Here is a 23,776-nt window from a genome sequence, read left to right as displayed (position 1 = left end):
AGAGTGGTTTTGCGCCGCGCGGTTGGCGGCTTCGCGGGGGACCCGCGGTTTACACCTGGAGGATGTGTTGCATGGGCGAGGCTTGTGAGGGGTTGCGAGGAAGCACGACCACCATCGTAGTGCCTTTGCCTTCTTCGCTCTCGGCCCAGATGGTGCCGCCGTGGGCCTCGGCCATGGCTTTGGCAATGGCAAGCCCCAGCCCAAGCCCGCCGTGGCGGCGGGTGAGGTGCTTTTCGACCTGATAAAAACGCTCGAAAATGCGGCGCAGGTCTTGCGCCGGAATGCCAATGCCCGTGTCGGTGACCAGAATTTGGAGGTAGTCTTCCAGAGGTTGCAAGGTTACATCGACGTGCCCGCCGGGGTCGGTGAAGGTGATGGCGTTTTGCAGCAGGTGGCGCAACAACACCTGAATTTTTTCGGGCTCTACTTCAGCGGGGGTGGGGGCTTCCGGAAGGTGGAGTTCCAGTTGAATGCGTCGCTCAGTAGCCTGAGGCCGGAAGGCCTCTACTGCCTCCTTCAACAGCCTGTTCAAGTCAATATGCTGCAGGAGGAGGACCGTGCGCCCCTGTTGGTAGTTTTCAATCTGGCTGAGTTCTTCAACGATGTCTTTCAGGCGGAGGGCTGCCCGTGTGAGGGTTTGCATTGGCCCTTTGTAGGGCTCATCGAGCACTTCCTGCAGATGGGTGGCGTAGCCCAGGATGATGCCCAAAGGGGTGCGCAGTTCGTGGGAGGCAATGGCAATGAAATCGGACTTCATCTGGTCGATTCTTTGCAGGGCTTCGTAAGCCTGGCGGGCCTCTTTCATCAGGCGCGCATTGTGGAGGGCAATGGCCGCATGGGCGGCCAGCGTTTGCAAGGTGTCGGCGTCTTCAGCGGTAAAGCCGTCAGGTTTGTTGAGGGCTTCCAGCACGCCAAGAGGGCGTTTTTCCAGCAACAGGGGCACGGCAATGAGATTGCGGGTGGTGAAGCGCAAAGAGTCGTCCACTTGCCGAAAGTGCTGGGGCGAGCGTGCCACGTTGGTTTCGATGATTGGCTTGCGTTGGGCTAAGGCTTTCCCCGCAATGCTCCCTTGCAGCGGGACGACTTGATCTTTGAGAATTTCCCAATGCCCCGGCGTCGCGGCGGCAAAATGGAGTTGGTTGCTTTCCTCATCGTAGAGTAAAATAGAGGCGGCTTCGCTTTCGGTGAGTTCCATTGCCGCCTGAATGACCGCTTCCAGCACAGCCTGGGGTTCCAGGGTGGTACTGAGGGTACGGCTGACTTCCAGCAGCCGTTCCAGGCGATGGACGCGGTCGTGGGTGCGCATGGGAAAATCCTCCACAGCGAGATTATAGCATAGCAGGAGCCTTTACAGCGTTCGGTGGGATGGGTGCCCGGCCCACCGACGCCGACTTTACCCCATTTTTTCAGGAGGCAGCACATCATGGGAGATAAGAAAGTCCGTGTAGCCATCATCGGCGTGGGCAACTGCGCCTCGGCCCTCGTTCAGGGGGTGCATTTCTATCGCAACGCCAAAGACGACGACATCGTGCCCGGCCTGATGCATGTCAACCTGGGGGGCTATCACATCAGCGACATTGAGTTTACTGCCGCCTTTGACGTGGTGGATACCAAGGTGGGCAAAGACCTTTCCGAGGCCATTTTTGCTTACCCCAACAACACCTATAAGTTTGCCGATGTGCCCCACCTGGGCGTACCGGTCTATCGCGGTATGACCCACGACGGCCTGGGCAAATATCTCTCCCAGGTGCTCAAGAAGGCCCCTGGCCCCACGGCCGGCATCGTCAAAATTCTCAAGGATACCGGTACCGACGTGGTCATCAACTTCCTGCCCGTGGGGTCGGAAATGGCGACCAAGTGGTATGTGGAGCAGGTGCTGGAAGCCGGGACGGCCTTCGTGAACGGCATTCCGGTGTTCATTGCCAGTTCGGAATATTGGGCGAAACGCTTCCGCGATCGCGGGCTGCCCATCATTGGCGACGATATCAAATCGCAGGTGGGCGCCACCATTTTGCACCGCACGCTGACCACGCTCTTCGTGGACCGCGGCGTGCGTGTCGATCGTACCTACCAGTTGAATTTTGGCGGGAACACCGATTTCCTCAACATGCTGGAACGCGAGCGGCTGGAATCCAAGAAGATTTCCAAAACCGGCGCGGTGACCAGCACGTTGCCGTACCAGTTGCCCCCTGAAAACATCCACGTTGGCCCCAGCGACTACGTGCCCTGGCTGACCGACCGCAAATGGGCTTACATCCGCATGGAAGGCACCACCTTTGGCGAGGTACCCCTCAATGTGGAAGTCAAGATGGAAGTGTGGGATTCCCCCAACTCGGCCGGTGTGATGATTGACGCCATCCGCTGTGCCAAACTGGGGCTGGACCGGGGGCTGGCGGGGCCGCTCATCGGCCCGGCGGCTTATTTCATGAAGACGCCCCCCAAACAGTTCCGCGATGACGTCGCTCGCGAGATGACTGAGGCGTTCATCCGCGGCGAGAAAGAGGAAGCGTAAGCCGGCCAGCCGGAGGGTCGGCAGAGTGACAGCATGACTGCTTTGAGCAAAGCGGTGCGGTGGGCGGTGGTGGCTGCAGGCGTGGTGTTGCTGGGGTGGGGGCTGTGGCCTTCTCCCCGGCGCACCTACACGGCCGATGTGGGAGAGATGCGGTTGGCTTTCTCGGTGCCTACCGTTGTGCATGTCGGGGGTGCCCCTCGCGCGCAACTGAGTATCTTGCCCCTTGCCACACCGGCTGCCGGTCGCGCTTCTGGCTCTGCACAACACTTGCAACAACTCGTTGCCCGTCTTACTTTCAACGGCGTTAACGTCACGCCTGCTGGCGAAGTCAGCCTGACGGTGAGACGATCTGCCCCGGCGCGTTTCACCTGGCGGCTCCATGCACTGGCGGCGGGCTCTTACCTGGGGAGCCTGTGGGTGTACCAGGTCTTCCCCGACGGCAGCCGGATGGCGCGCCTCACGTATCCGCTGCACCTGCGTGTGGGTGCCTTCCTGGGGCTGAGCGCGCCTCAGGCCCGACTGTTGGGCCTGTTTGCCCTTTTGATGGGCGGCTTGCTGGTGCTGGTTTTGTAGCCCCTTGCCTTTCGGAAAGTCCCCTGCTCGGAAAGGAGGAATACGATGCCCCGTTTTGTTGATCTTTCTGCGCCTATTGCCCCCAGTCCCGAGGGCACTCCGCCTTTTTTGAAGGTGGAAATCGAATATCACGACCACAAAGCCGGCGCGGCTCAGGCCCAGGCGCTGTTGAAAGTGCCTCCGACGCTTTTTCGCCACGGCGAGGGGTGGGCAACGGAAACCATCACCCGCCTCGGCACGCACGACAGCACCCACGTCGACGCGCCTTATCACTACAACAGTACCATTCAGGGAAAGCCCGCCCAAACCATTGACCAGTTGCCGCTGGAATGGTTCTTCAGCGATGGCGTGGTGCTGGATATGACCCATAAGGCTAAAGGCAATCCGGTCGCGGTGGCGGACATTCAAAAAGAACTTGACCGTATCGGCTACACCCTGAAGCCTCTGGATATTGTGCTGGTGCGCACCGGGCAGGATGCGTTTTATAACGCGCCCGATTACCTGTTCCGTGGCCCGGGCGTCACGGCCGAAGCCACCGTGTGGCTGTATGAGCAGGGCGTGCGCGTGATGGGCATTGATGCGTGGGGCTGGGACGAGCCGCTGGATCTCCAGGCGCAGAAGGCGTTGGCGGAAGGTAAACCGGGGATTTTCTGGGCGGCCCATCAGGTGGATTTGCCCTATGCCCAGATCGAGCGGCTGGTCAATTTAGATCAATTGCCGCCCTTTGGGTTCAAAGTGGCCTGCTTCCCTCTGAAAATTCAACGCGGCAGTGCCGGGCCCGCGCGCGTGGTGGCAATTTTGGAAGATTGAGCGCAACGCCCTGAACAAAAGGTAACAATCGAGAAAGCGGGCCGTTTTTTGGCTCGCTTTTCTTATTCCGTGGCGTTTTGGGGCGCATTTTGTAAATCTTTGGGGGGTGGTTGGGGGGTATGCCCAAGAGGGCCGGGAATGCAGAACGTGCCGATGGGAGCCCATGCATGGGGGCTGCTGGTCGGCACAGGTGCGGGTGCTTCGGCGTTGCTCAGCGCGAAACGCGGCAAGGAATATAAGGAATATTTTCCGAGACCGAGGCTTCGAAAGTAAGATTCCGCGAGCGGCACGGCTTTGTTGGGTTTCCCCTGTCTCCAGGCGCCTCCGTGCTTGACAGCCGGCGGCTTTGGGTTTACACTCTATACTGACCGGTCAGTCAATTATTTGGAGAGGTCGCCATGCCCCCTCGCCCTGACGTGAGCGCAGAGCGCAAGAACCAGATCCTTGAGGCTGCCCTGCGGGTCTTTGCCCGCCGGGGCTTCTACAAAGCCCGCATGGACGATATCGCGGAAGAAGCCCATCTCAGCAAAGGTGCGCTTTACTGGTATTTCCGCGGCAAAGACGCCATTTTGCAGGCGCTGGTGGACAAGATGTTCACGCTGATGATGCGCGACATGTTGCACACGGCAGCCGACCACGACCGCCCTGTGCCCGAGCGCCTGCGCCAGGTTGCCCGCAGTGCGGAAGAAAGTGTGGGCTTTTTTGAGGCCGCGATGCCGTTCATGCACGAAATCTATGCCCTTGCCACCCGCCCCGGCCCGGTGCGCACGACCATGCAGGGGTATTACCGTCGCTACAAGGCGGTGCTTGCCGACTTGCTCGCCGAAGGCATGGCACGAGGCGAGTTGCGTTCCCACGATCCGGCCATGATGGCTGTGGCTTTCATCGTCCAGTTCGAGGGCTTGCTGTTGTTGTGGGTGGTTTCCCCTGAAGATTTTGACCTGCATGCGCACTGGCAGCCGATGGCTGAGTTTTTTATCCAAAGCCTGCTGCCAGAGATGCCATAATCTACAAAATAATGCCGATTTTTATCGGCTTTTTTGAAATTGGCCCGGTGGCCTCTCGCAACTCAACCCATCCATAAGGAGCGTACCATGTCCTCTCTGATTGCCCTTCGGGATGTGAGTAAAACTTACCGCATGGGCGAAGTGGAAGTCCACGCCCTGCGAGGCCTTCATTTGGAAATCCCGCGCGGCCAGTTCGTGGTGTTGCTGGGCCCTTCGGGCTCTGGCAAAACCACGACCCTGAACTTGCTCGGCGGCCTCGACCGCCCGACTTCGGGACAGGTGTTGGTCGAAGGAGAAGACATTACGCAATATGACGACCGTCGCCTGACGGCTTATCGCGCCCAGAAAGTGGGCTTTGTCTTCCAGTTCTTCAACCTGATTCCCACCCTCACTGCGGCGGAAAACATCGCTTTTGCACTGGAATTGACCACCCGCGACCGCGCCGTCATCCGACGCCGCACGGCAGAATTGCTAGCCCTGGTGGGGTTGGAGGACCGCGGCAACCATTTCCCCAGCCAGCTCTCCGGTGGTGAGCAGCAGCGGGTTGCGATTGCGCGTGCCCTGGCTGGTCGCCCTTCGATTTTGCTGGCCGATGAGCCGACCGGCAATCTGGATGTGGAAACAGGCCGGCAGGTGTTGCGGGCGCTGCGTGATCTCAACCGAGAAGCCGGGGTGACAGTGGTGCTGGTGACGCACAACACCGCCATTGCCCCGATGGCCGACCGGATTGTGCGGCTGCACAGCGGCACGGTGGCTGCTGATGAACTCGTCTCTACCCCGCAGGCGCCAGAGAGCCTGAACTGGTAATCCCCCGGCGGGCTGATACGCCATTTCGGAAACGTCGAAACCTCACCTTTGCCCCAGCGGGCAAGGAGCCCTTTTCTTGGGAGGAGCGTTGTGATGACGCCGACTTTGTGGAAGAAAACCTGGCGTGATCTCCGGGCTGCCTGGGCACAGAACCTCGCGCTGGTTGTCATTGTCGCGTTGGGTGTAATCAGCCTGGTCGCGCTGACAGGCGCTTATCGCGACCTGGGCACGTCATATCATCATACTTACGAAACCCTGCATTTTGCCGACCTGACGGTGCGGGTGCAATCGGCCCCAGAGGAAGCCGCCGCACAGGTCGCACGCGTCGCCGGTGTGCGTGCCGTCACAGCCCGTTTGGTCACCGATACCGGCTACCTGCTTCCCGATGGCGAGCCCATTCGCGCCCGCCTCATTGGCATTCCTGCAGAAGGGCAACCAGCGGTCAATCGAGTGCAGGTGCTGGAAGGCAGCGGGCTGAGCCCCGACGACCCCAATGGCGTGTTGGTGGAATCGCATTTTGCCGAGGTGTATGACTTGCACCCCGGCGACACGGTCACCCCGCTGGTGCTGGGGCGCAAACAAACCTTCACCGTGCGAGGCATTGCTGCCAGCCCGGAATACCTCATTGTGAGCCCAAGCCGTCAGGAACTGCTCCCCTCGGCGCGGACGTTTGGGGTTTTCTTCATGCCGTTGTCAACCCTCCAGCGGTTGATGAACACCCCCGACGAGGTCAACGAATTTTGCCTGTTGCTCACCCCCGACGCCGACCGCCAGGCCGTGCTGCGCGATGTGGAAGCCGTGTTGAAACCTTACCATGTGGATTCTGCAACCTGGCAGGCTGACCAGCCTTCCAACGCCGCGCTGCACATGGACCTGGAAGGCTACCGGGAAATGGGCGAGGCGATCCCTGCGCTAATTTTGCTGGTAGCAGCGCTTTCGCTTTACATCATGCTGGGGCGGTTGGTGCGTTCCCAGCGCACTCAAATTGGTTTGATGAAAGCGTTGGGTTATAGTAACCGGGCGATAATGGGGCACTATGTGGCCCTGGCGCTGGTTGTTGGCACGGTGGGGGCTGTGGCAGGTGCAGGGTTGGGCACCCTCGCGGCGGGTGGCATTACCCGCGCTTACGCCAACGAACTGGGCATTCCGCTGGTGCAGACGCGAGTTTACCCTGACCTGATGGTGATTGGGTTGGGCATCAGCCTGATCATGGCGGCGTTGGCAGCATGGGGGCCGGCGCGGCACAGCGCCCACATGCATCCGGCCCAGGCTATGCGGCTCGACCCCGCCGAGGCGCTCACCCGCGGCCGCCGCAGCCTGCTGGAACGCCTGCTGCCCGCGTCGACCTCGTTGGCCGTGCGGTTGCCTTTGCGGAATGTCTTTCGGGCGCGCGGCCGTGCCCTGAGCACCGGCCTTTCCATCGTCTTTGCTTTCGTGCTGGTGCTCTTTTCCTGGGGCATGTTGGATTCCATGAACTACCTTCTCAACCGCACCTTCCAGCAGGTGGAGCGATGGGATTTGATGACGGTGTTTGACCGTCCTCAGACCGAGGCCACGCTGAAGCAAGTGCAGGGCTGGCAAGGTGTGAAAGCGGCGACGCCGGGCTTGATGCTGCCTGTGACGCTTCGGGCAGATGGCAAGCGTAAAGATGTGCTTTTGTATGCCTTGCCGCCCGACCAGCAAATGCACCAATGGCAACTGGAAGATGGTGTGACCCCCACGGAAGCCCTGCGCGACGATGGCATCTTGCTCACCCCGCCGCTGGCGCAGGCGCTGGGGGTGCAGGTGGGCGATACGGTGCAAGTGCAGACGCCTTTTGGCGAGAAACAAGCGGTGGTGCGCGCGCTGGCCGATGAACTTTATGGCTCCACGGTCTTTGTAAGCCTGGAAACGGCCAACCAGTGGGTTGGCTCGCCAGTTCCCATGTTCAACCTGCTGTATGTGCGCGCCGACCCTGCCCAGGCGCTGACTTTGAAAAAGGCGCTTTTCCACCTGCCTGGCGCAGCCAGTGTGCAAATCAAGAGCAAAATGGAAAACGACTGGCGCGGCTTCATGGGGCTGTTTTACCTCTTCATGGGGTTCATCATCGCCTTTGCAGTGGGCATGGCTTTTGCCGTCTTGTTCAACACCATGACGGTCAGCGTATTGGAGCGCCAGCGTGAACTGGCAACCATGCGCGCCATCGGCACCCCCGTGGGGCGCATTGGCCGCATGATAGCGTTGGAAAGCGTGGTGTTGTGGCTGTTGGCGTTGGTGCCGGGGTTGGTGCTGGGATGGTACACCACGGTGGCACTGGCGAAAAGTTTTAGCACCGACCTGTTTTGGATGACGGCTTACATTGCCCCGCACAGTTACATCATCACGGCTGTGGGCATTTTGATAACCATGCTGTTGGCCGCCCGTCCTGCTATCCGCCGCATTGGCCGCCTCAACCTTGCCGAAGCCACCAAGATGCTGACGTGAAATAAGCCTGCCCCTCCAATGGCTGCCGCTCCCCGGAAACCACTTCCAGGGGGCGGCGGCGCGTAGGGCCAGAGGCGGCTCATCACGGTGGGAGGGGATCAGTCGGCGTTTTCTTCGCGCGGGTCGGTTTCCCCTTCGTGATGATGGTGAGAGGGCAGGTCGAGGCTGGGCAGAGGTTTTGCCGGGGTTTCACCGTGGCTCATGGGGTCGAAAACCTCTTGCGCCACCCACAGGTGCTCCGCGGCCGCCTCGAAAGCGGCTTCGGCATAGGCGCGAGCGTTTGCAAGGACGGCTTCCCGCGCTTCGGCGCTCAGGCTGTCCAGCCAGCGCTGGCGGGCTTCGTCATCAGGCAGGGCTTCGGCTTCCTTCAACAGTGCTTTCAGGGTGTCTTCGTCCATCCTGGCTCCTTGGGGCATGTGTGGCTGCGGAGGCTTTTATACACCCAATGCGCCGCTTTTGCCAGGGGGAAAGCGTTCCCGGTCATCCTTCTGCGAAGCGCAGCAGGCGCAGGGCGTTGAGCACCACCACGATGCTGCTGCCTTCGTGGAGCACCACCGCGCCGCTGAGGTCCATCCGGCCGAAAACGGAGGTTGCGAGCAGCAGGAAAATCACGCCGAGGGAAACGGCCAGGTTTTGCCGGATGACGGCGCGGCTGGCGCGGCTCAGCCCCACCGCGAAGGGCAGTTTGCTCAAATCGTCGGCCATCAGGGCCACATCGGCGGTTTCCAGCGCCACGGCTGTGCCCGCCCCGCCCATGGCAATGCCGACGGTCGCGGTGGCCAGGGCAGGGGCGTCGTTCACCCCGTCGCCGATCATCGCCACCGCCCCGTGCTCGACCTGCAGTTCGCGGATGGCTTCCAGTTTTTGGCCGGGCAGCAGGCCGGCGCGCACATCGGTCACATCCACTTCTGCGGCAATGCGGCGGGCGACGGCCGGGTTGTCGCCCGTCAGCATCACGAGTTTGCGGATGCCCAGTTCCAGCAGGGCCTGCAGCGTGGCCCGGACGCCGGGGCGGGGGGCGTCGGCCAGTGCCAGCACCCCCAGGAAGCGGTCGCCGGCGCGCACGGCCATGGTGGTTTTGCCTTCGGCTTCCAACGCGGCCACGGTTTCGGCCAGCCGGTCGGGCGCGCCGCCGTCCATCTCCTGGAACAGCCGCAGCGAGCCAACCCACACGGGCTGGCCTTCCACTTCGCCGCGCACGCCGCGCCCGCTGATGTTTTCCACCTTCTCGGCCACGGGGAGTTCCAGCCCGCGCTCGCGGGCGGTTTCCACCACGGCCTGCGCCAGCGGGTGGCTGGAGCCTTGCTCTACCGCGCCGGCCACCCGCAGCAACGCTTCGGCGCTGGTGCCGTCCAGGGGGAGCAGGTCGGTGATGGTAAATTTCCCCTCGGTGAGGGTGCCCGTTTTGTCGAAGGCCATCACACGCAGCGCGCCCAGGTTTTCCAGATGCACGCCGCCTTTGATCAGCACGCCGTGCCGCGCGGCCTGAGCGATGCCCGCCAGCACGGCCGCCGGGGTGCCCAACGCCAGGGCGCAGGGCGAAGCCGCCACCAGCAGCAACATGCCGCGGTAGAAACTTTCCCGCAGCGGCATCCAGCCGATCAGCGGCGGCACGGCGACCACCGCCAGCACGAACAGCAGCACGGCCGGAACGAAACGGGCGGTGAATTTTTCCACGAACCGCTGGGTAGGGCTTTGCTGGCTCTGGGCTTCGGCGACCATCTGCATGATGCGCGCCAGGGTGGTGTCTTTGGCCCGGCGGGTTACCTTGACTTCCAAAACGGCATCGTGGTTGACCGTGCCCGCGAAGACCTCGTCGCCGGGGGCTTTGGGCACCGGCACGCTTTCGCCGGTGATGGGGCTTTGGTCGACCGCGCTGTTGCCTGCCACCACTTCGCCGTCCACCGGCACGCGGTCGCCGGGGCGGACGATGACGTGGTCGCCGATCTTCAGGCGGGCGACCGGGCGCTCGACGATGCGTTCCCCTTCTTTGACGCGTGCGGTTTTGGGCATCATTTCCCCCAGCGCGTTGACCGCATTGCGGGCGCGGTCTAAGGCGTAGTGCTCGCCGGCGTGCCCCAGGCTAAACAGAAAGAGCAGGAAGGCGCCTTCGGCCCATTGCCCCAACACGGCGGCTCCTGCCGCCGCCGCCAGCATCAGAACGTCGGTATCGAAGTTGCCCCGAAAAAGCCCTGGAATGGCGTGGGTGGCGATGTCGTACCCGCCGGTCAGGTAGGCCAGCAGGAAAAGGGCCACGGCCACGGGTTCCGGCAGCCCCAGGAAGGTTTGCCCCACCCAGCCCACCAGCAGGAAGCCACCGGCCAGCCCCACCAGGAGAAGTTCCCACCGCTCTCGCACCCAGTGAGGCAGGAAAGCGGGGGCGCTGCCGTGCTCATGGCCTTCCTCGTCGGGCTCCGGCGGCCAGTCCACAGGCCGGATGTTCAGCGCCTGCATGGCGGCAGCAATTTGCTGCGGGGAAAGCACCTCGCGGTCGTAAGCCACGAAGGCCAGCCCGGCGGCGTAGTTGACATCGGCGTGCAGCATCCCTGGCAGGCGTTCCAGGGCGCGGCGCAGGGCAGGGGCTTCGTCGGCTTGGCGCATTCCCTCGAAAGGAATGCTGTCGTGGCGGTAGCGCGCCAGCAGTTGCCCGCCGACGTCCTGCGCCATCCGGCGCACGGTTTCCAGCGAAACCCGCCGCGGGTCGTAGTGAATGCACACCCGCAAAGGCTGCTCGTCGCGTTCCAGGTGCACATGCACAATGCCCTTGCGCGCCCGCAGGGCATCGGCAAAACGCACAAGGCATTCGTCGGTTTCGTCTTCAATGTCCGGCAAGACCAGGGTGGCCTCGACTTCTACGGTTTTTTCCTGCATCGGTTGTTTCCTTTGGAAATGCGGGGGTCAATCGTGGCGGATGTGCGCCAGCCCGCGCTGGAACAGATCCAGGACGTGTTCGTCATCCAGGGCGTAATACACCTCGCGCCCTTGCCTGCGCGCCCGCACCAGGCGCATTTGCCGCAGGTTGCGCAGTTGATGGGAAGCCGCCGACTCGCTGATGCCCACCATCGCCGCCAGTTGCCTGACGTTGACTTCGCCATCCTGCAGGGCGGCGATGAGGCGCAGGCGGGTGGGGTCGCTGAGGGTGCGGAACATTTCGGCCAGCCGTTCCGCGGCTTCTGTTTCCAAAAGGGGAGCCATCGTACCTCCTGGGATGGTATTTGCATGATTGTATGAACAGATATTCAGATGATAACACAAAAACATGCTGCCAGCAAGGCAGGGAGCCAGGCGTTGGAGAATCACCCAACCGACGCGGCCCGGCGAATGCCCTGGATGGGTTAGACCCATTGGGACTGAGCCTTATTTTGGCGGCGCGTGGGTTGCGCGCGCGGTGGGTTTCCCCCTATTTCACCTGCATGGGAAGGCCTGCCACCATGAGCAGCACCTCGTCGGCCTCGGCTGCAAGGCGGCGGTTGGCCCAGCCCAGCAGGTCGCGGTAGAGCCGCCCCAACGGTGAGGCGGGCACCAACCCCCACCCCACTTCGTTGGAAACGACAATCCATGCCAGCGGCAGGTTGTGGTAGGCGTGGAGCAAGGCTTCTATTTCATCGTCCACCGCGCGGCGGGCGTTCTCCTGCACGGCCAGCGCGGCGGGATCGGCTTCTCCCACCGCGGCAAGCAACACGTTGCTGACCAGCAAAGTGAGATCATCCAGCAAGAGCAAGTCGGCCTGGGGCGGGGCGGCTTCCAGCGCCCTGCCGACCGCGCGCGGCAGTTCACGCGTCTCCCACTGTGGGGGGCGCTCGGCCTGGTGACGGGCAATGCGTGCGGCCATTTCGTCGTCGCCCGCAGTGGCCGTGGCGACAAACACCACCCGCTGCGCCCGCGTGCGCGCCAACGCCAGCGCGTGCGACGATTTGCCGCTGCGCGCGCCGCCTAAAATCAAAGTGAGCGTTTTTGGGAAAGGCATGGATGACCTCAAATTAGCCGGGCCAGGCCACGAGCCAGGCTGCCGCGACGAGGACCACGCTCTCGGTGAGTTCTGCCAGGCCGCCGTAGACGTCGCCGGTGAGGCCGGGAATGCGCCGGGAAGCCCACCGCGCGAGCCACCAGCCCGCCAGCGCCCCCGCCGCCAGGGCGGCCCATAAACGCGCTTCCGGCCAGAGCAGCGCGATCGCGAGCGTGACGGCGGTTGCTGCCCACCACGAGCGTCGCGTGACCTGGGCATGCCACATGCCACCCAGCCCCTGGGGGCGGGCGTAGGGAAAGCGCGCCATCGCGGTGGTGAGCATCCAGCGGCCTGTGGTGGCGGCCAGCACCACCCCCGCCCCGGGTGCGGTTTGCAGCGCGGCGTATTTGGTCAGCAAAACCAACCCTGCCGCCAGCACGCCAAAAGCGCCCACGCGCTCATCGCGCATGATTTCCAGCCGCCGGGCCGCTGTTTGGCCGCCGAGCAGGCCGTCGGCGGCATCCATCAAGCCGTCCAGGTGCAGGCCGCCGGTAAGGGCAACCCAGGCCACTAAAGCCAGCGCCGCGGCCAGGGCGGGCGAGGCGCCCAGGGCAAGCACGGCAGCCCGGGTTCCCGCCACACCCAGCCCTATCAGCGCCCCCACCAGCGGGAAGAGCGCCGCCGCGCAGCCGAGATCTTCCGGCGCGTCGGCTTCCCACCGCCCCCATGGCAACACGGTCAGGAAGCGCACCGCCGCGCCCCAGCCGCGGGCCAGGCGTCGCCACGCGGCCATCATGCGGCGACCTTTTCGGCAACGCCGGCTTCGCTGAAGGTCGCCATCTCGGCGTGCAGGCGCGTCGCGGCTTCCACGATGGGCAGCGCCAGCGCCGCGCCACTGCCTTCGCCCAGGCGCATGTTCAATTGTAGCAGCGGCTCCATGCCAAGGAAGTCCAACATCTGGCCGTGGCCTTGTTCTTCGGAAAGGTGGGCTGCGATCAGGTAATGGCGGATGTCGGGGGCAAGGGCTGCGGCGAGCATCGCGGCGGCTGTGGCGATGAAACCGTCCAGCAAAATGGGCACGCGCCGCTGGGCCGCGGCCAGCATGGCCCCGGCCATGGCGCCGATTTCGTAGCCGCCCAGGTGTTCCAACACACCAATGGGGTCGGTGGGCGAAACAGCAGCCCGCGCTAAGGCGCGTTGCACCACGGCGACCTTGTGTTGGCGTCTGGCGTTGTCAATGCCGGTGCCGCGCCCCACGAGCTCCTCCGGCGGGAAGCCGCCGAGCGCGCAGGCCACCGCGGCCGCGGCGGTTGTGTTCCCGATGCCCATTTCGCCCAGCACGAGGATATCCAGCCCCTCTTCGGCTTCCTCGGCCACGACGTCGGCCCCGGCTTCCAGGGCAGCCCAGGCTTGCTCGCGGCTCATGGCAGGCTCGCGGACGATGTTGCCCGTGCCGGGGGCGATTTTGCGCGCCAGCAGGTTGGGCGCGGGCGGCAGGTCGGCTGCCACGCCGACATCCACCACCTTGAGGCGGCTGTGGGTGAAGCGGGAAAGCACGCTGATGGCCGCGCCACCGTGCACGAAGTTGAGCACCATTTGCGCTGTCACTTCTGCGGGGTAGGCGCTGACGCCTTCCGCGGTGACGCCGTGGTCGGCGGCGAACACCAGCACCACCTTGTGCTCCAGGCGTGGGGTCGCTTCGCCTGTCATCGCCGCGAGGCGGATGGCGAGGTCTTCCAGCCGCCCCAGGCTGCCCGCGGGCTTGGTGAGTTGCGCCTGGCGGGCTTGCGCGGCCCGGGCTGCCGCCTCGTCGAGCGGGGGAATGGCAAATTTGGGGGTGAAGGAGAGGTCGGTCATGGGGAACCCTCCGGAAAATCACGTTTGCAGGGTTTCGGCGTTTTGCGGTGCAGAGGGGGTTTTGAGGTAGACCACCGGCCGCCCGTCGCCGTTGCGCCAGATTTCCACGGGCGTGCCATAAACCTGCCACACGGTTTCGGCGGTCAGCACCTCGGCAGGCGCACCCACGCGCACGACGCGCCCCTCGGCAAACAGCGCCAGCCGGTCGGCAAAGCGAGAAGCCAGGTTGAGGTCATGTACCACCATCAGCACGGCCATGCGGCGTGCGCGGCTCAGGCGGCGCACCAGCCCCAGAATGTTGGCCTGGTGCCGCAGGTCGAGGTGGGTGGTCGGCTCGTCGAGCAAGAGGAGGGGCGTTTCCTGCGCCAGCGCGCGTGCCAGCAGCACGCGCTGCTGTTCGCCGCCGGAAAGGTGTCCCAGCGGTCGCTCCGCGAGGGGGAGCAAATCGGTTTGGGCCAGGGCGCGCTCAACTGCGGCGTGGTCGCTTTCCCCTAAGGCGCCCAGCCACGAAAGGTAAGCCGTGCGCCCCAGCGCCACCGCCTGGCGCACGGTAAACATCGGCGGCAGGTGATGGGCCTGCGGCACCACCGCCACCAGGCGGGCGCGCTCGCGCGGCGGCAATTCCAGCAGGTCCGCGCCTTCCCACTGCACCGCGCCATGCTTCGGGCGCAGCACACCGCTGATTACCCGTACCAGCGTGCTCTTGCCGGCACCGTTGGGCCCGGCCAGCGCCACGACTTCGCCGCGCGCCACTTCCAGGCTCACGCGGTGCAAAATTTCCCGCTCGCCGTACCCGGCAATCACATCGCGAATTTGTAGGCTCATGGCATCATTCATCCATTGCGTGGGAAAGCCCGCGGCGTTCATTTCTTGGCGCGCTGAAGCACCCACAGGAAGAACGGCGCGCCGAAGAGGGCTGTCACGATGCCCACCGGCAGGGTTTGGGGCGCCAACAGGGTGCGCGCCAGCAGGTCGGAAAGCAAAAGCACGCTGGCCCCGCCCAAAAGGGAAAGCGGGATGAGGCGGCGGTAGTCTTCGCCCCAGAGCAGCCGCGCGATGTGGGGAACCACCAGCCCCACAAAGCCGATGATGCCCGCAAAGGCCACTGCTGCTGCAGTGACCAGGGAAGCCGCGCCCAGAATCAGAAGTTTGGCGCGCCCGGCATTCAGGCCGAGTTGCTGGGCCTGGTCTTCCCCAAATTGAAGGACGTTGAGAGGGTGGCCCGAGGCCAGCAGAATGGCTTCCCCGACCAGCCAGTAAGGCAACACGGCAAGGACGGGTTTCCAGCCGCTGAGCGGTGCGCCGCCGAGCAGGTACACGATGGCCCGCTGGAGCGTGCCCTGCGATTGAAGCATGAGGAACGAGGTGAGCGCCGAGGCCAGCGCGCCCAACGCCACCCCCGCGAGGATGAGCGTCGAGGTCGGCACGTAGCCATCGACCCGCGCCAGGGCATACACCAACGCCACCGTGAGCAGTGCGCCCACAAACGCCGCCCCTGGGACGAGAAAGCCGCCTGCGGTCAGGCTTTCCCCCTGAAGGGCAATCGCGGCGACGGCGCCCAGGCCCGCGCCCGATGCCACACCCAGCAGGTAAGGGTCGGCTAAGGGGTTGCGGAACACACCCTGGTAGGCCGCGCCGCTGCTACCCAACGCCGCACCGGTGAGCAGCACTAAGGCTGTGTGCGGCAGGCGCAGTTTGAACACGATGACCGCCATGAACGAGGGCACGTCGGCGGGCAGGGGTGCGCCACGCACCCCTGCCCACAGCAGGCGCGCCAAATCTCGCAGCGGAATGCTTACCGAGCCGACCGCAACGCTTAGGACCAGGGCAAGGGCAAGCACGCTGAAGTTGAGGAAAAGTGCACGCCTGAAAGAAGAACGCATGTGGAAAAATCAGGGGGGCGAGGCAAAATCCCCGCCCCTGGATAAGCCGCAGGGTTACGGTTGGCACACCGCACCGACGAGGTTCTGCTCGAGGTGCTTGGTCAGGTCTTGGGCGCAGAACACATCGGGGTGCAGCATCACCGCGAGGGTTTCCAGGCCATCCACCAGCCGCGGCCCGGGAACGCTCAGCAAGTTGGGGTCGAAGGGGTACACTTTGCCGTCTTTGACGGCTTTGATGGCATCCCAGCCGGCGCGCTTGGCGACGGATTCGGAGGTGACGCCATAGGGCGCATCGGCCAGCAGGATGATGTCGGGGTTTTGCTTCACCAGTTCTTCGGTGCTGATTTGCGCCCAGGGCTTCGAGAGCGCATCGCCCACGTTCTTGCCTTTTGCCATTTGGATGAGTGTGGAAATGAAGGTGCCAGGGCCGGCGGTGTAGGGGTTGGCCGGATCCGTGGCATCCAGTTCATAGAACACCAGCGGTTCGTCGGTGACGTCTTTGAGCGAGTCTTCGACGGTCTGCACGCGTTCCTGCATCTGGGCGATCAGTTTCTCGGCCTCTTTTTCGTGCCCGGTGATTTTTGCCAGCGTGCGCAGGGCGGTGTAGAGGTCATCCAGGGTTTTAGGGTTGGCAACCCAGAAAACGGTCAGGCCGGCATCTTGCATTTGCTTGACCTGATCGGGAGAGGTGATTTCGGCGGCAATGACCAGGTCGGGCTTCTGGGCGACGATGGCTTCGAGCGGGAAGTTCCCCCACAGGCTGCCCACGCTGGGCAGTTTGGCCGCGGCTTCGGGGTACTTGGAATTGTCGTCGCGTGCCACCACCTGCTTCCCGGCCCCAATGGCGAACAGGCTTTCGGTGATGGAGGGTGCGAGGGAAACGATGCGCTTGGGAGGGGCCTCAAGGGTGATGGTGTTGCCCAGGCCGTCTTTCACCACGATGGGCGTCGGCGTGGGTGAGGGCGGGATGGGGGTCGCGGTGGGGGGCAACGGCGTCGGGGAAGGCGGCGCCTGGGTGGGCACCGCGGTCGGCTGCGGCGTGGGGGTGGCAGCCTGACCACAGGCAGCCAGCAGCATGGCGGCGACAGCCACCAACAGCAAGAGGGAAGACAGTTTGCGGGACACGAGCACCTCCTTGAAAAAGATGAAGATTGGGGTGGGTGCCCGCGGGAGGGAGAAACAAAAACCCCTGCCCGTCGGACAGGGGTGAGGGGGAAACACAGCACGCCAGGGGCGCTTGCGCTCCCACTCCCTTCCGCGAGGGCGTGGAAACCGGTCAAGGCGGGCGACCTGGCTTCCCACCGCGTTGGCGGCGGGTCACAGTTGCGGGACAGCGCCGGACTTTCACCGGCTTCGCCTTTCAGCCTGCCCATCCGGGGGTACAGGCACCTTGACCGATAGGTGCTTTTATTGTATCAGAACAAAGCCGACCGTGTGCAGATTTCGCGCTGCATTTTGGGCCGAATGGGGCTACTCACCGCAATTTCAAGGAATGCTTCTTGTGGCGCTTCGCGCGGGGCAACGCCAAAGCATGAAATAGCGGGCGCGGCGCGGGGCGCGGAGATTGCGAACCGCGCGTGGTCGAAGTGCGCGGTACCGCGATTCGTGTTACGACGCAACGTAACCGGTGGAGCAAAGCCTCGCCGAAGCCGCGGCCATCGACCCTGACTGGGGGCCTGGCCGGGTTGCCACGGCCCGGCGCGCGAGGGCGGGGTTTTAAGGTAAAATGGAAGTGCATATAACCCCGCCCGCTTTGGGAGAGACCCGATGAAAATGCTTATTGCCGTGGTGCAAACCGCCGACAGCAACGCCGTTTCGCAGGCGCTCATTGAGCGCGGCTTTCGCGTCACCAAACTGGCTTCCACGGGCGGCTTTTTGCGCCGTGGCTCGACGACCTTGCTTTTGGGGGTGGAAGATGAGCAGGTGGATGAGGTGGTGGAAATCATCCGCGGCGAATGCAGCCAGCCTGCGGAACCGGCCATCAAACAAGGGGTGATTTTCGTGTTGCCGGTCAGTCGCTTCGAGCGAATTTAGTCGGCTTCCCAATATCCCGGTTCCTGGAAGGCCTGCACCTGGTAGGTGAACACCTCCAGCGGGCGTTGCCAGCACGTCGGTTCGGCGCCCATCTTCAGGCAGAGGTGGGTGAGGAAATCCACAGGATGCGGCAGGCTTTGCCACACCTGCGGAAGAAAAGTGGCCTGCCGCCAGCCATCGCGCAGCAACACCCCGTCAACCTGCGGGCGGAGTTTGGTCAGCAGTTCTTCCGGCGAGCGATATTCCAGCGGTTGGAGGGGGGTGAGGTACGAAACTTCCAGCGCCAGGCCGGGCAGTTCCGGCGGCGTCACCGGCGGGAAGCGCGGGTCGTGCAAGGCTGCGTCAATGGCGTGGGTGCGGACGTCTTCCACCAGGGGGCGGGTGGCAACGATGCTGCCGATGCAGCCCCGCAGGCGGCCATCGGCGCGGGTTCGCAGGGTTACGAAGGCCGCGCCGGGTTCCCACAGGCGCGGCGGCAAATTGGGGGGCACGGGCGGCAGTGGCTTTCCCCGCACGCCGGCTTCCAGCGCCGCACGAGCCATTTCGATCAAGCGTTGACCTTCTTCTTCCGTGAGTCGGTGGGTTTGTTCACTCATTTCGCACTTCCTCCATGCCGAAAACTCAACAGGCCGGTACGCTGCCCGTGAATCATCAACAGCCCTCGAGATGATTATACCAACCGTGGGAAGCGACGCGCCCGCTCTCGCGAGCCGCGAGGGTTTATAATGGAGGTGTGGAAACACTGACGGCTGACGACCTGGAAGCCTGGCTTCGCCGCCACGGCGTTGCGGCTGAAGTGGTGCGCCTGCACGCGCCGACGCCCACCGTGCAGGCTGCGGCGGATGTGCTGGGCGTCTCGGTGGACCAGATTCTCAAAACCGTGGTCTTTTGGGCCGCGGGTGAGCCGGTGCTGGTGGTTGCCCGAGGCACCGGGCGGATTGAGACGCGCCGGCTGGCGCAGTATCTGGGCATCGGGCGCAAAAAGGTGCGTGTCGCTCGCCCTGAAGAGGTTTTGGAAGCCACAGGCTACCCCGCGGGGGCGGTGCCGCCATGCGGGCACCGCAGCCCGTTGCGCACGCTGGTGGATGCCCGTGTGTTGCATCTGTCGGTGGCTTATGCCGGCGGCGGCGCGCACAATGCTTTGTTGCGCATTACCCCTGAAGCCCTGCTGGAAGCCACCCACGCCGAGGTGGTGGCGCTGCAAACCTGATCTTAACCCGTCGAGGAGACTTCATGGAACTGGACAACCAACTTGCTTTTGTGCTCGGTGCCGGGCGGGGCGATGGCCGCGCGGCCGCGTTGAGCCTGGCTGAAGCGGGCGCTTTTGTCGCCTGTTTCGACTTCAGCCCCATGCACGCCGAACAAACCGTGCAGGAAATCATCGCGCGCGGGGGGCGCGCGAAGGCTTATAGCGGCGATGTCATCAAGAAAATTGCCCTCCAAACCGTGTTCAACCAAATTGCCGACGACTTCGGCGAGGAACGCATTGACATTTTGGTGAGCGCGGTGGATGTTGCCCCCAAAGCCCACATGTTGCGCCTGGATGAATGGGACTGGCACCGTGCTCTGGATAGCAACCTTTCCCTTCCTTTCCTGGCTGCGCAGGTTGCGGCGCGCATCATGCAAACCCACGGCGGCGGGGCGATGGTTTTCCTCGGTGCGCAGCCCGACCAGCCCGACAGCGTGGTCTATCAGGCCGGGAAAGCCGGGCTGCTGGCCCTGGTACGCCATGCGGCGCGGGTGCTGGAGCCTTCCCACATTCGCGTGCACATGATCTGGCCTGACCGCGCCAGCGCGCCGCCCGATGCTGTGTCGTTTGCCGAAGCCGTCCGCCAGGCCGGAGAGGCTGCCCCCACCACCGTCGGCGAGATGGTGCGCTGGCTGGTTTCGCCGGCGCACGCGGACCGTTCTGGCCTGGTGCTCGTGCCCTGACTTTCGAGAGACCATGTCCGCCTTTGCCGAACTGCTCCGTTACCGCCAGGAAGTGCTGGCTGCGTGGCAGGCGCAGCCGCAGGCCCTTGCGCGCGCCTGGCGCGCTTTGCCAGCGGGCGCGCGGCAGCCTGAGGGGAAGGCTTTCCGCCTGCTGGCGCAGTTGTGGTGGTGGGAGCAGCAGGTGGGTGTCCCTAACCTGGAAGCCCTGCTCGACCGCCGCCCACCGCGTTTCGTGCTTACCCCCTTGCCCGCGGCCTTCCCGACGCCAAAAACCATGCTGGCCGATTACCGCACCTGGCGGGAAGCCGCCCTGGCCCGCGTGGCAACCCTTGACGGCGCGGGCTGGTCTTACGCCGACCGCCACCCGCATTTTGGCATCCGCACTGTGCAGTGGTGGGTGGAGCGCAGCCTTGCCATAGGCGAGGATCTTTTGCAGCATATCCCTTGTGAGGAGGATTCCCAATGAGCACCTATGAAACCATCCTGACCGAAGTCCATGACCGTGTGGGGTTGATTCGCCTCAACCGGCCGCGGGCGTTCAACGCGCTCAACAGCCAGTTGATGCATGAACTGACCGACGCTCTGGCGGCTTTCGACGTCGACGATGCCATTGGGGCTATTGTGATTACCGGCAACGCGCGCGTCTTTGCCGCCGGCGCCGACATCAAGGAAATGTCGGCTGCCACGCCGGTGGATATGCTCACCAGCGGCTACATTGACCTTTTTGACCAGATTCGCAAAGTGAGCAAGCCCATCATCGCGGCGGTGTCGGGGTTTGCCCTGGGCGGCGGTTTTGAACTTGCCATGACTTGCGACATGATTGTGGCTTCCGAGAGCGCCCAATTTGGCCAGCCGGAAATCAACCTTGGCATTATTCCGGGCGCAGGCGGCACTCAGCGGCTGACCCGCACGGTGGGCAAATATCTGGCGATGGAAATGGTGCTCAACGACCGCCGCCTGAGCGCCGAGGAAGCCGCCCGCTTCGGGCTGGTGAACCGCGTCGTGCCCGTCGAGCGCTACCTGGACGAGGCGCTGGAACTGGCGCAGCAACTCGCCGCCCGGGCACCCATTGCCCTCCGCATTGCCAAAGAAGCCGTCAACAAGGCGCTGGAAACCCCGCTGACCGAGGGGCTGGCCTATGAGCGGCGGGTGTTTTATCTGCTCTTTGCCACCGAGGACCAGAAAGAAGGCATGAGCGCTTTCCTGGAAAAGCGCAAGCCCGAGTGGAAGGGCAAGTAAGAACGCCTTCTTCATCCCACCGGCTGCGTTGGAACCCTGGCTGCAGCCGCTGGGGGCAGAGGTAGCGCCGGGCTCTGCCTTTGCCACTGCTCCCCCCTACGCCCTGGCCGGATTTCCCGACCTTTTCACCCGTTTTCTTGAGGGAGGCTTCCCATGAAACTCCGCCTTGTGCGCCTGACGGCTTTTGGCGAACTCCGTGTGCCCTATTCGGTCGCGGTGGAACACGAAGGGCAGTGGATTCCGCTGCTACCTGCCCTCTATCGGTTGGATAACACCGACCTTGCCGCCGGGCAAAACCCTCACGATTACCCCACCCTCCAGCGCACCGCCACCGACCTCATCGCCTTCCTGCAGGCGGGGGAAGAGGCCCGCACCGAGGCTGCCCGCCTGGTGGAAGTGATGGCCGAGCGGGGCGAAACCTTTGGCGACGCCTACGACCCGGCCCCCATCTTGCCCTTCAAACCGCTTTCCTTCCGCGATTTCATGCTCTACGAGCAGCATGTCATCAACGCAGGCAAGGGGCTGGTGAAACGCTTCCTGCCCAAAATGTGGAAGCCGCTTGCCCTCTACGAAAAACTGACCGGCAAGCCGCACCCCAAACTGCGCCCCAAGCCCATCTGGTACGAGAAACCCATCTACTACATGGGCAGCCACATCAACTTCTACACTGAAGGCGAGACCATCCCGTGGCCGGGCTACACCCGCGCTTTGGACTACGAACTGGAACTCGGTGTGGTGATTGCCCGCCCGATTTACAACGCCACCCCGCAAGAGGCGCTGGAAGCCATCGGCGGCTTCGTGGTCATCAACGATTTCAGCGCCCGTGACGTGCAATACCCTGAAATGATGAGCGGCTTTGGCCCGGTGAAGGCCAAGAACTTTGCCAACGGCATGAGCGCGGTAGTCGTGACTGCCGATGAGGTGCTGCCCCATGTGGAAGCCCTCACCGCGCGCGTCACGGTCAACGGCACCCCGTGGGGCGAAGGCACCACCGCGGGGCCGCAGCACAGCCTCGGCGAAATGGTGGCCTACGCCTCGCTGGGCGAGAAAGTGCTGCCGGGCGAAGTGATGGCGACGGGCACCATTCCGGGCTGCAGCGGCATGGAAACCGGGCAGTGGCTTTCCCCGGGCGACGAAATCGTGCTGGAAATCGAGCGCGTCGGCACCCTGCGGAACATCATTGGCCAGCCGGGGTGAGAAAAGAACCACAGATTACGCAGATTACACAGAAAAATCTGCGTCAATCTGCGTAATCTGCGGTTTCCTCCTCTTCATTCTTGAGTCAAGCGCCTATGCTCACCATCCTTCCCCTCACCGTCGGCCCTCTGGAAACCAACGCCTACATCCTCGCCGACGAAGCCAACGGCGACGCCGTGGTCATCGATCCCGGCTGGGATGGCGAGCGCATCGCCCAGGTGCTGCGCGAGCGCGGCTGGCGGCTGACCGCCATCTGGCTGACCCACGCGCACTTCGACCACATTGGCGGCATCGCCGCGCTGCTGCGCGCCTTCTCGCCGCCCCCACCGGTGGCGCTGCACCCCGAAGACTGCTGGCTGTGGAAGGCCAAAGGCGGCGCCGACCTTTTCGGCCTGGAAATCGAAGACCCCGGCCCCGCGCCCGATATCGGCCTTTACCACGGCGATGCGCTGGAAGTGGGCAACGTCGTTTGCGAGGTGCGCCACACTCCCGGTCATACCCCCGGTCATGTGGCCTTCTACTGCCCGGAAGCGAATGCGCTTTTCGGCGGCGACCTGATCTTCCGCGGCAGCGTGGGCCGCACCGACATTCCCGGCGGCGAGTGGGGCGCGCTGGTGGAGAGCATCCGCAGCGAAGTGTTCACCCTGCCTGCAGAAACCCGCATCTTCCCCGGCCACGGCCCGCCCACCACCGTCGGCGAGGAAAGACGGCACAACCTGTTTGTCAGGTAGTCGGCGGATGGTCGGGTAGTCGTGCCAAGTCCTGAAACTATAGGCCTTTCGCTCAAGCGGGTTGAAAAGCCTCGATGGCAGGGTTGCGGAGTTCGAGCGAAAGCCCTATGGTTCAACTTGCCATTTGGTCGGCAACAGAAAGTTTTTTGGACGGTTTTCCTTTGATGTGCGGCGACCAGTTGCCGCTTTCCAAAAGGCGCGAAAAATGAGGGCGCTGCACTGCGAAGGCGCCCTCCGCTTTTTGGTTGGCTCAATATTTGACCTTTCGTAGGCCTCCGCTTATAATTCGACCACGGCTTTGTTCGCTGAGAGGGAATCACCAAAAGTGTGACAGGGGTCTATGATGAAAATCTTTCGCATATGCCGTTGGGGGAATTTCTGCCTGGCCGTCTTGACGGCGGTACTCGTCCTCGTGCCAGGCCTGGCGATAACGCACCACGTCCGCGCCGATTATATTGGCCCTAACCGCCATCATACTGTCTGCGGCGCGCCCCACAATGTCTTCTATGTCGCCAACGGCCTTCACCAGTATATGTGCTCCTACGACATCACCTGCGGCGACCAGCCCAGCACACCGGGCGCACTCAAATGTTCCGATGCCATTTGTGCCGACCTCGCTATCGGCCTTCCTTACCTTCGGGTTGAGGATTCATGCCACAACGAATCCCTCCCTCCGGCCACCGTCGCGGCCCAGTTGCAGTGCAGCAGCAGCGGCGGCTGGTGCCGCGATAGCGCCGTGGTGGCCATCACCGGCAGCGAACCCCTTTCCGGCTACACCATCACTG

25 protein-coding genes, 1 pseudogene and 1 riboswitch are annotated in these 23,776 nt (G+C 63.6%); of the genes and pseudogenes, 15 read left to right on the top strand and 11 right to left on the bottom strand.

The genetic code is table 11. The features are described from left to right. Window positions 1–49 precede the first annotated feature (49 nt). Entirely contained in the window at window positions 50–1,306 is a 1,257-nt protein-coding gene (locus ENJ54_02830; GenBank protein HFC08781.1) for a GAF domain-containing protein, read from the bottom strand. Between the two features lie 117 nt (window positions 1,307–1,423). Here ENJ54_02830 and ENJ54_02825 point away from each other — a divergent pair, with 117 nt between their 5' ends. The 6 genes from ENJ54_02825 (at window position 1,424) to ENJ54_02800 (ending at window position 8,172) form a co-directional block, all read left to right on the top strand. Then, on the top strand, window positions 1,424–2,512 hold the full coding sequence (locus ENJ54_02825) for an inositol-3-phosphate synthase (protein HFC08780.1): 1,089 nt from the start codon (window positions 1,424–1,426) through the stop codon (window positions 2,510–2,512). A gap of 33 nt (window positions 2,513–2,545) precedes the next feature. Continuing rightward, entirely contained in the window at window positions 2,546–3,085 is a 540-nt protein-coding gene (locus tag ENJ54_02820; protein ID HFC08779.1) for a hypothetical protein, read from the top strand. A gap of 45 nt (window positions 3,086–3,130) precedes the next feature. Next, window positions 3,131–3,895 (top strand): cyclase family protein, encoded by a 765-nt coding sequence (locus tag ENJ54_02815; protein HFC08778.1) that lies wholly within the window; start codon window positions 3,131–3,133, stop codon window positions 3,893–3,895. A 398-nt stretch (window positions 3,896–4,293) separates the two neighbouring features. Beyond that, complete coding sequence (locus ENJ54_02810) at window positions 4,294–4,902, top strand: TetR/AcrR family transcriptional regulator (protein ID HFC08777.1); 609 nt, start codon at window positions 4,294–4,296, stop codon at window positions 4,900–4,902. Window positions 4,903–4,989: 87 nt separating this feature from the next. Continuing rightward, the gene (locus tag ENJ54_02805; GenBank protein ID HFC08776.1) at window positions 4,990–5,709 is read left to right on the top strand and encodes an ABC transporter ATP-binding protein; all 720 of its coding nucleotides are present in this window, start codon (window positions 4,990–4,992) and stop codon (window positions 5,707–5,709) included. Between the two features lie 93 nt (window positions 5,710–5,802). Next, complete coding sequence (locus ENJ54_02800; GenBank protein HFC08775.1) at window positions 5,803–8,172, top strand: ABC transporter permease; 2,370 nt, start codon at window positions 5,803–5,805, stop codon at window positions 8,170–8,172. Between the two features lie 98 nt (window positions 8,173–8,270). Here ENJ54_02800 and ENJ54_02795 read toward each other — a convergent pair whose 3' ends face one another. The 9 genes from ENJ54_02795 to ENJ54_02755 all read right to left on the bottom strand — a co-directional run bounded on the left by ENJ54_02795 (window position 8,271) and on the right by ENJ54_02755 (window position 16,881). After that, window positions 8,271–8,570, bottom strand: a complete 300-nt coding sequence (locus ENJ54_02795; protein HFC08774.1) for a hypothetical protein — start codon at window positions 8,568–8,570, stop codon at window positions 8,271–8,273. 82 nt (window positions 8,571–8,652) lie between these two features. After that, window positions 8,653–11,043 (bottom strand): cadmium-translocating P-type ATPase, encoded by a 2,391-nt coding sequence (gene cadA, locus ENJ54_02790; protein ID HFC08773.1) that lies wholly within the window; start codon window positions 11,041–11,043, stop codon window positions 8,653–8,655. A gap of 27 nt (window positions 11,044–11,070) precedes the next feature. After that, window positions 11,071–11,433 carry an ArsR family transcriptional regulator gene (locus tag ENJ54_02785; protein ID HFC08772.1) on the bottom strand — a complete coding sequence of 121 codons (363 nt, stop codon included), beginning with the start codon at window positions 11,431–11,433 and terminating at the stop codon, window positions 11,071–11,073. 139 nt (window positions 11,434–11,572) lie between these two features. Continuing rightward, window positions 11,573–12,139, bottom strand: a complete 567-nt coding sequence (gene cobU / locus ENJ54_02780) for a bifunctional adenosylcobinamide kinase/adenosylcobinamide-phosphate guanylyltransferase (GenBank protein HFC08771.1) — start codon at window positions 12,137–12,139, stop codon at window positions 11,573–11,575. Window positions 12,140–12,152: 13 nt separating this feature from the next. Further along, a complete protein-coding gene (cobS, locus tag ENJ54_02775) occupies window positions 12,153–12,914 on the bottom strand; it encodes an adenosylcobinamide-GDP ribazoletransferase (GenBank protein HFC08770.1) in 762 nt (253 codons plus the stop codon). Continuing rightward, window positions 12,911–13,975: a nicotinate-nucleotide--dimethylbenzimidazole phosphoribosyltransferase gene (cobT, locus tag ENJ54_02770; protein HFC08769.1), complete on the bottom strand. Its 1,065-nt coding sequence runs from the start codon at window positions 13,973–13,975 to the stop codon at window positions 12,911–12,913. Before cobT ends, cobS begins: the two co-directional genes overlap by 4 nt. Window positions 13,976–13,993: 18 nt before the next feature. Then, window positions 13,994–14,812: an ABC transporter ATP-binding protein gene (locus tag ENJ54_02765; GenBank protein HFC08768.1), complete on the bottom strand. Its 819-nt coding sequence runs from the start codon at window positions 14,810–14,812 to the stop codon at window positions 13,994–13,996. Between the two features lie 26 nt (window positions 14,813–14,838). Next, window positions 14,839–15,858 (bottom strand): iron ABC transporter permease, encoded by a 1,020-nt coding sequence (locus ENJ54_02760; protein HFC08767.1) that lies wholly within the window; start codon window positions 15,856–15,858, stop codon window positions 14,839–14,841. Window positions 15,859–15,912: 54 nt separating this feature from the next. Further along, window positions 15,913–16,881: a cobalamin-binding protein gene (locus ENJ54_02755; protein HFC08766.1), complete on the bottom strand. Its 969-nt coding sequence runs from the start codon at window positions 16,879–16,881 to the stop codon at window positions 15,913–15,915. Here ENJ54_02755 and ENJ54_02750 point away from each other — a divergent pair. Together ENJ54_02750 and ENJ54_02745 are read left to right on the top strand one after the other, a co-directional pair. Then, window positions 16,799–16,909: pseudogene (locus ENJ54_02750) on the top strand (dinitrogenase iron-molybdenum cofactor biosynthesis protein). The gene ENJ54_02755 and the pseudogene ENJ54_02750 overlap by 83 nt on opposite strands. Window positions 16,910–17,120: 211 nt before the next feature. Continuing rightward, window positions 17,121–17,266: riboswitch (cobalamin riboswitch) on the bottom strand. Between the two features lie 359 nt (window positions 17,267–17,625). Continuing rightward, window positions 17,626–17,892, top strand: coding sequence for a hypothetical protein (locus ENJ54_02745; protein HFC08765.1), 267 nt, complete (start codon window positions 17,626–17,628; stop codon window positions 17,890–17,892). Here the strand turns inward: ENJ54_02745 and amrA are convergent. Next, window positions 17,889–18,488, bottom strand: coding sequence for an AmmeMemoRadiSam system protein A (gene amrA, locus ENJ54_02740; GenBank protein HFC08764.1), 600 nt, complete (start codon window positions 18,486–18,488; stop codon window positions 17,889–17,891). The two genes, ENJ54_02745 and amrA, sit on opposite strands and share 4 nt — an antisense overlap. Before the next feature lie 137 nt (window positions 18,489–18,625). Here amrA and ENJ54_02735 point away from each other — a divergent pair, with 137 nt between their 5' ends. The 7 genes from ENJ54_02735 to ENJ54_02705 form a co-directional block, all read left to right on the top strand. Next, window positions 18,626–19,102: a YbaK/EbsC family protein gene (locus ENJ54_02735; GenBank protein HFC08763.1), complete on the top strand. Its 477-nt coding sequence runs from the start codon at window positions 18,626–18,628 to the stop codon at window positions 19,100–19,102. A gap of 23 nt (window positions 19,103–19,125) precedes the next feature. Then, entirely contained in the window at window positions 19,126–19,824 is a 699-nt protein-coding gene (locus tag ENJ54_02730; protein ID HFC08762.1) for an SDR family oxidoreductase, read from the top strand. Window positions 19,825–19,837: 13 nt separating this feature from the next. After that, on the top strand, window positions 19,838–20,290 hold the full coding sequence (locus ENJ54_02725) for a hypothetical protein (protein ID HFC08761.1): 453 nt from the start codon (window positions 19,838–19,840) through the stop codon (window positions 20,288–20,290). Next, entirely contained in the window at window positions 20,287–21,063 is a 777-nt protein-coding gene (locus tag ENJ54_02720) for an enoyl-CoA hydratase (GenBank protein HFC08760.1), read from the top strand. The genes ENJ54_02725 and ENJ54_02720 overlap by 4 nt, the downstream gene beginning before the upstream one ends. A gap of 153 nt (window positions 21,064–21,216) precedes the next feature. After that, window positions 21,217–22,260: a fumarylacetoacetate hydrolase family protein gene (locus ENJ54_02715; GenBank protein HFC08759.1), complete on the top strand. Its 1,044-nt coding sequence runs from the start codon at window positions 21,217–21,219 to the stop codon at window positions 22,258–22,260. A 95-nt stretch (window positions 22,261–22,355) separates the two neighbouring features. After that, window positions 22,356–22,991, top strand: coding sequence for an MBL fold metallo-hydrolase (locus tag ENJ54_02710; protein HFC08758.1), 636 nt, complete (start codon window positions 22,356–22,358; stop codon window positions 22,989–22,991). Window positions 22,992–23,334: 343 nt separating this feature from the next. Further along, the coding region (locus ENJ54_02705) for a hypothetical protein (GenBank protein ID HFC08757.1) at window positions 23,335–23,776 on the top strand (442 nt) is incomplete at its 3' end.

The organism is Chloroflexota bacterium (assembly GCA_011322445.1).
Classification (GTDB): domain Bacteria; phylum Chloroflexota; class Anaerolineae; order Anaerolineales; family DRMV01; genus DRMV01.
The sequence above is the reverse complement of the archived record's forward strand: the minus strand, read 5'-3'. Positions and strand labels throughout refer to the sequence as shown.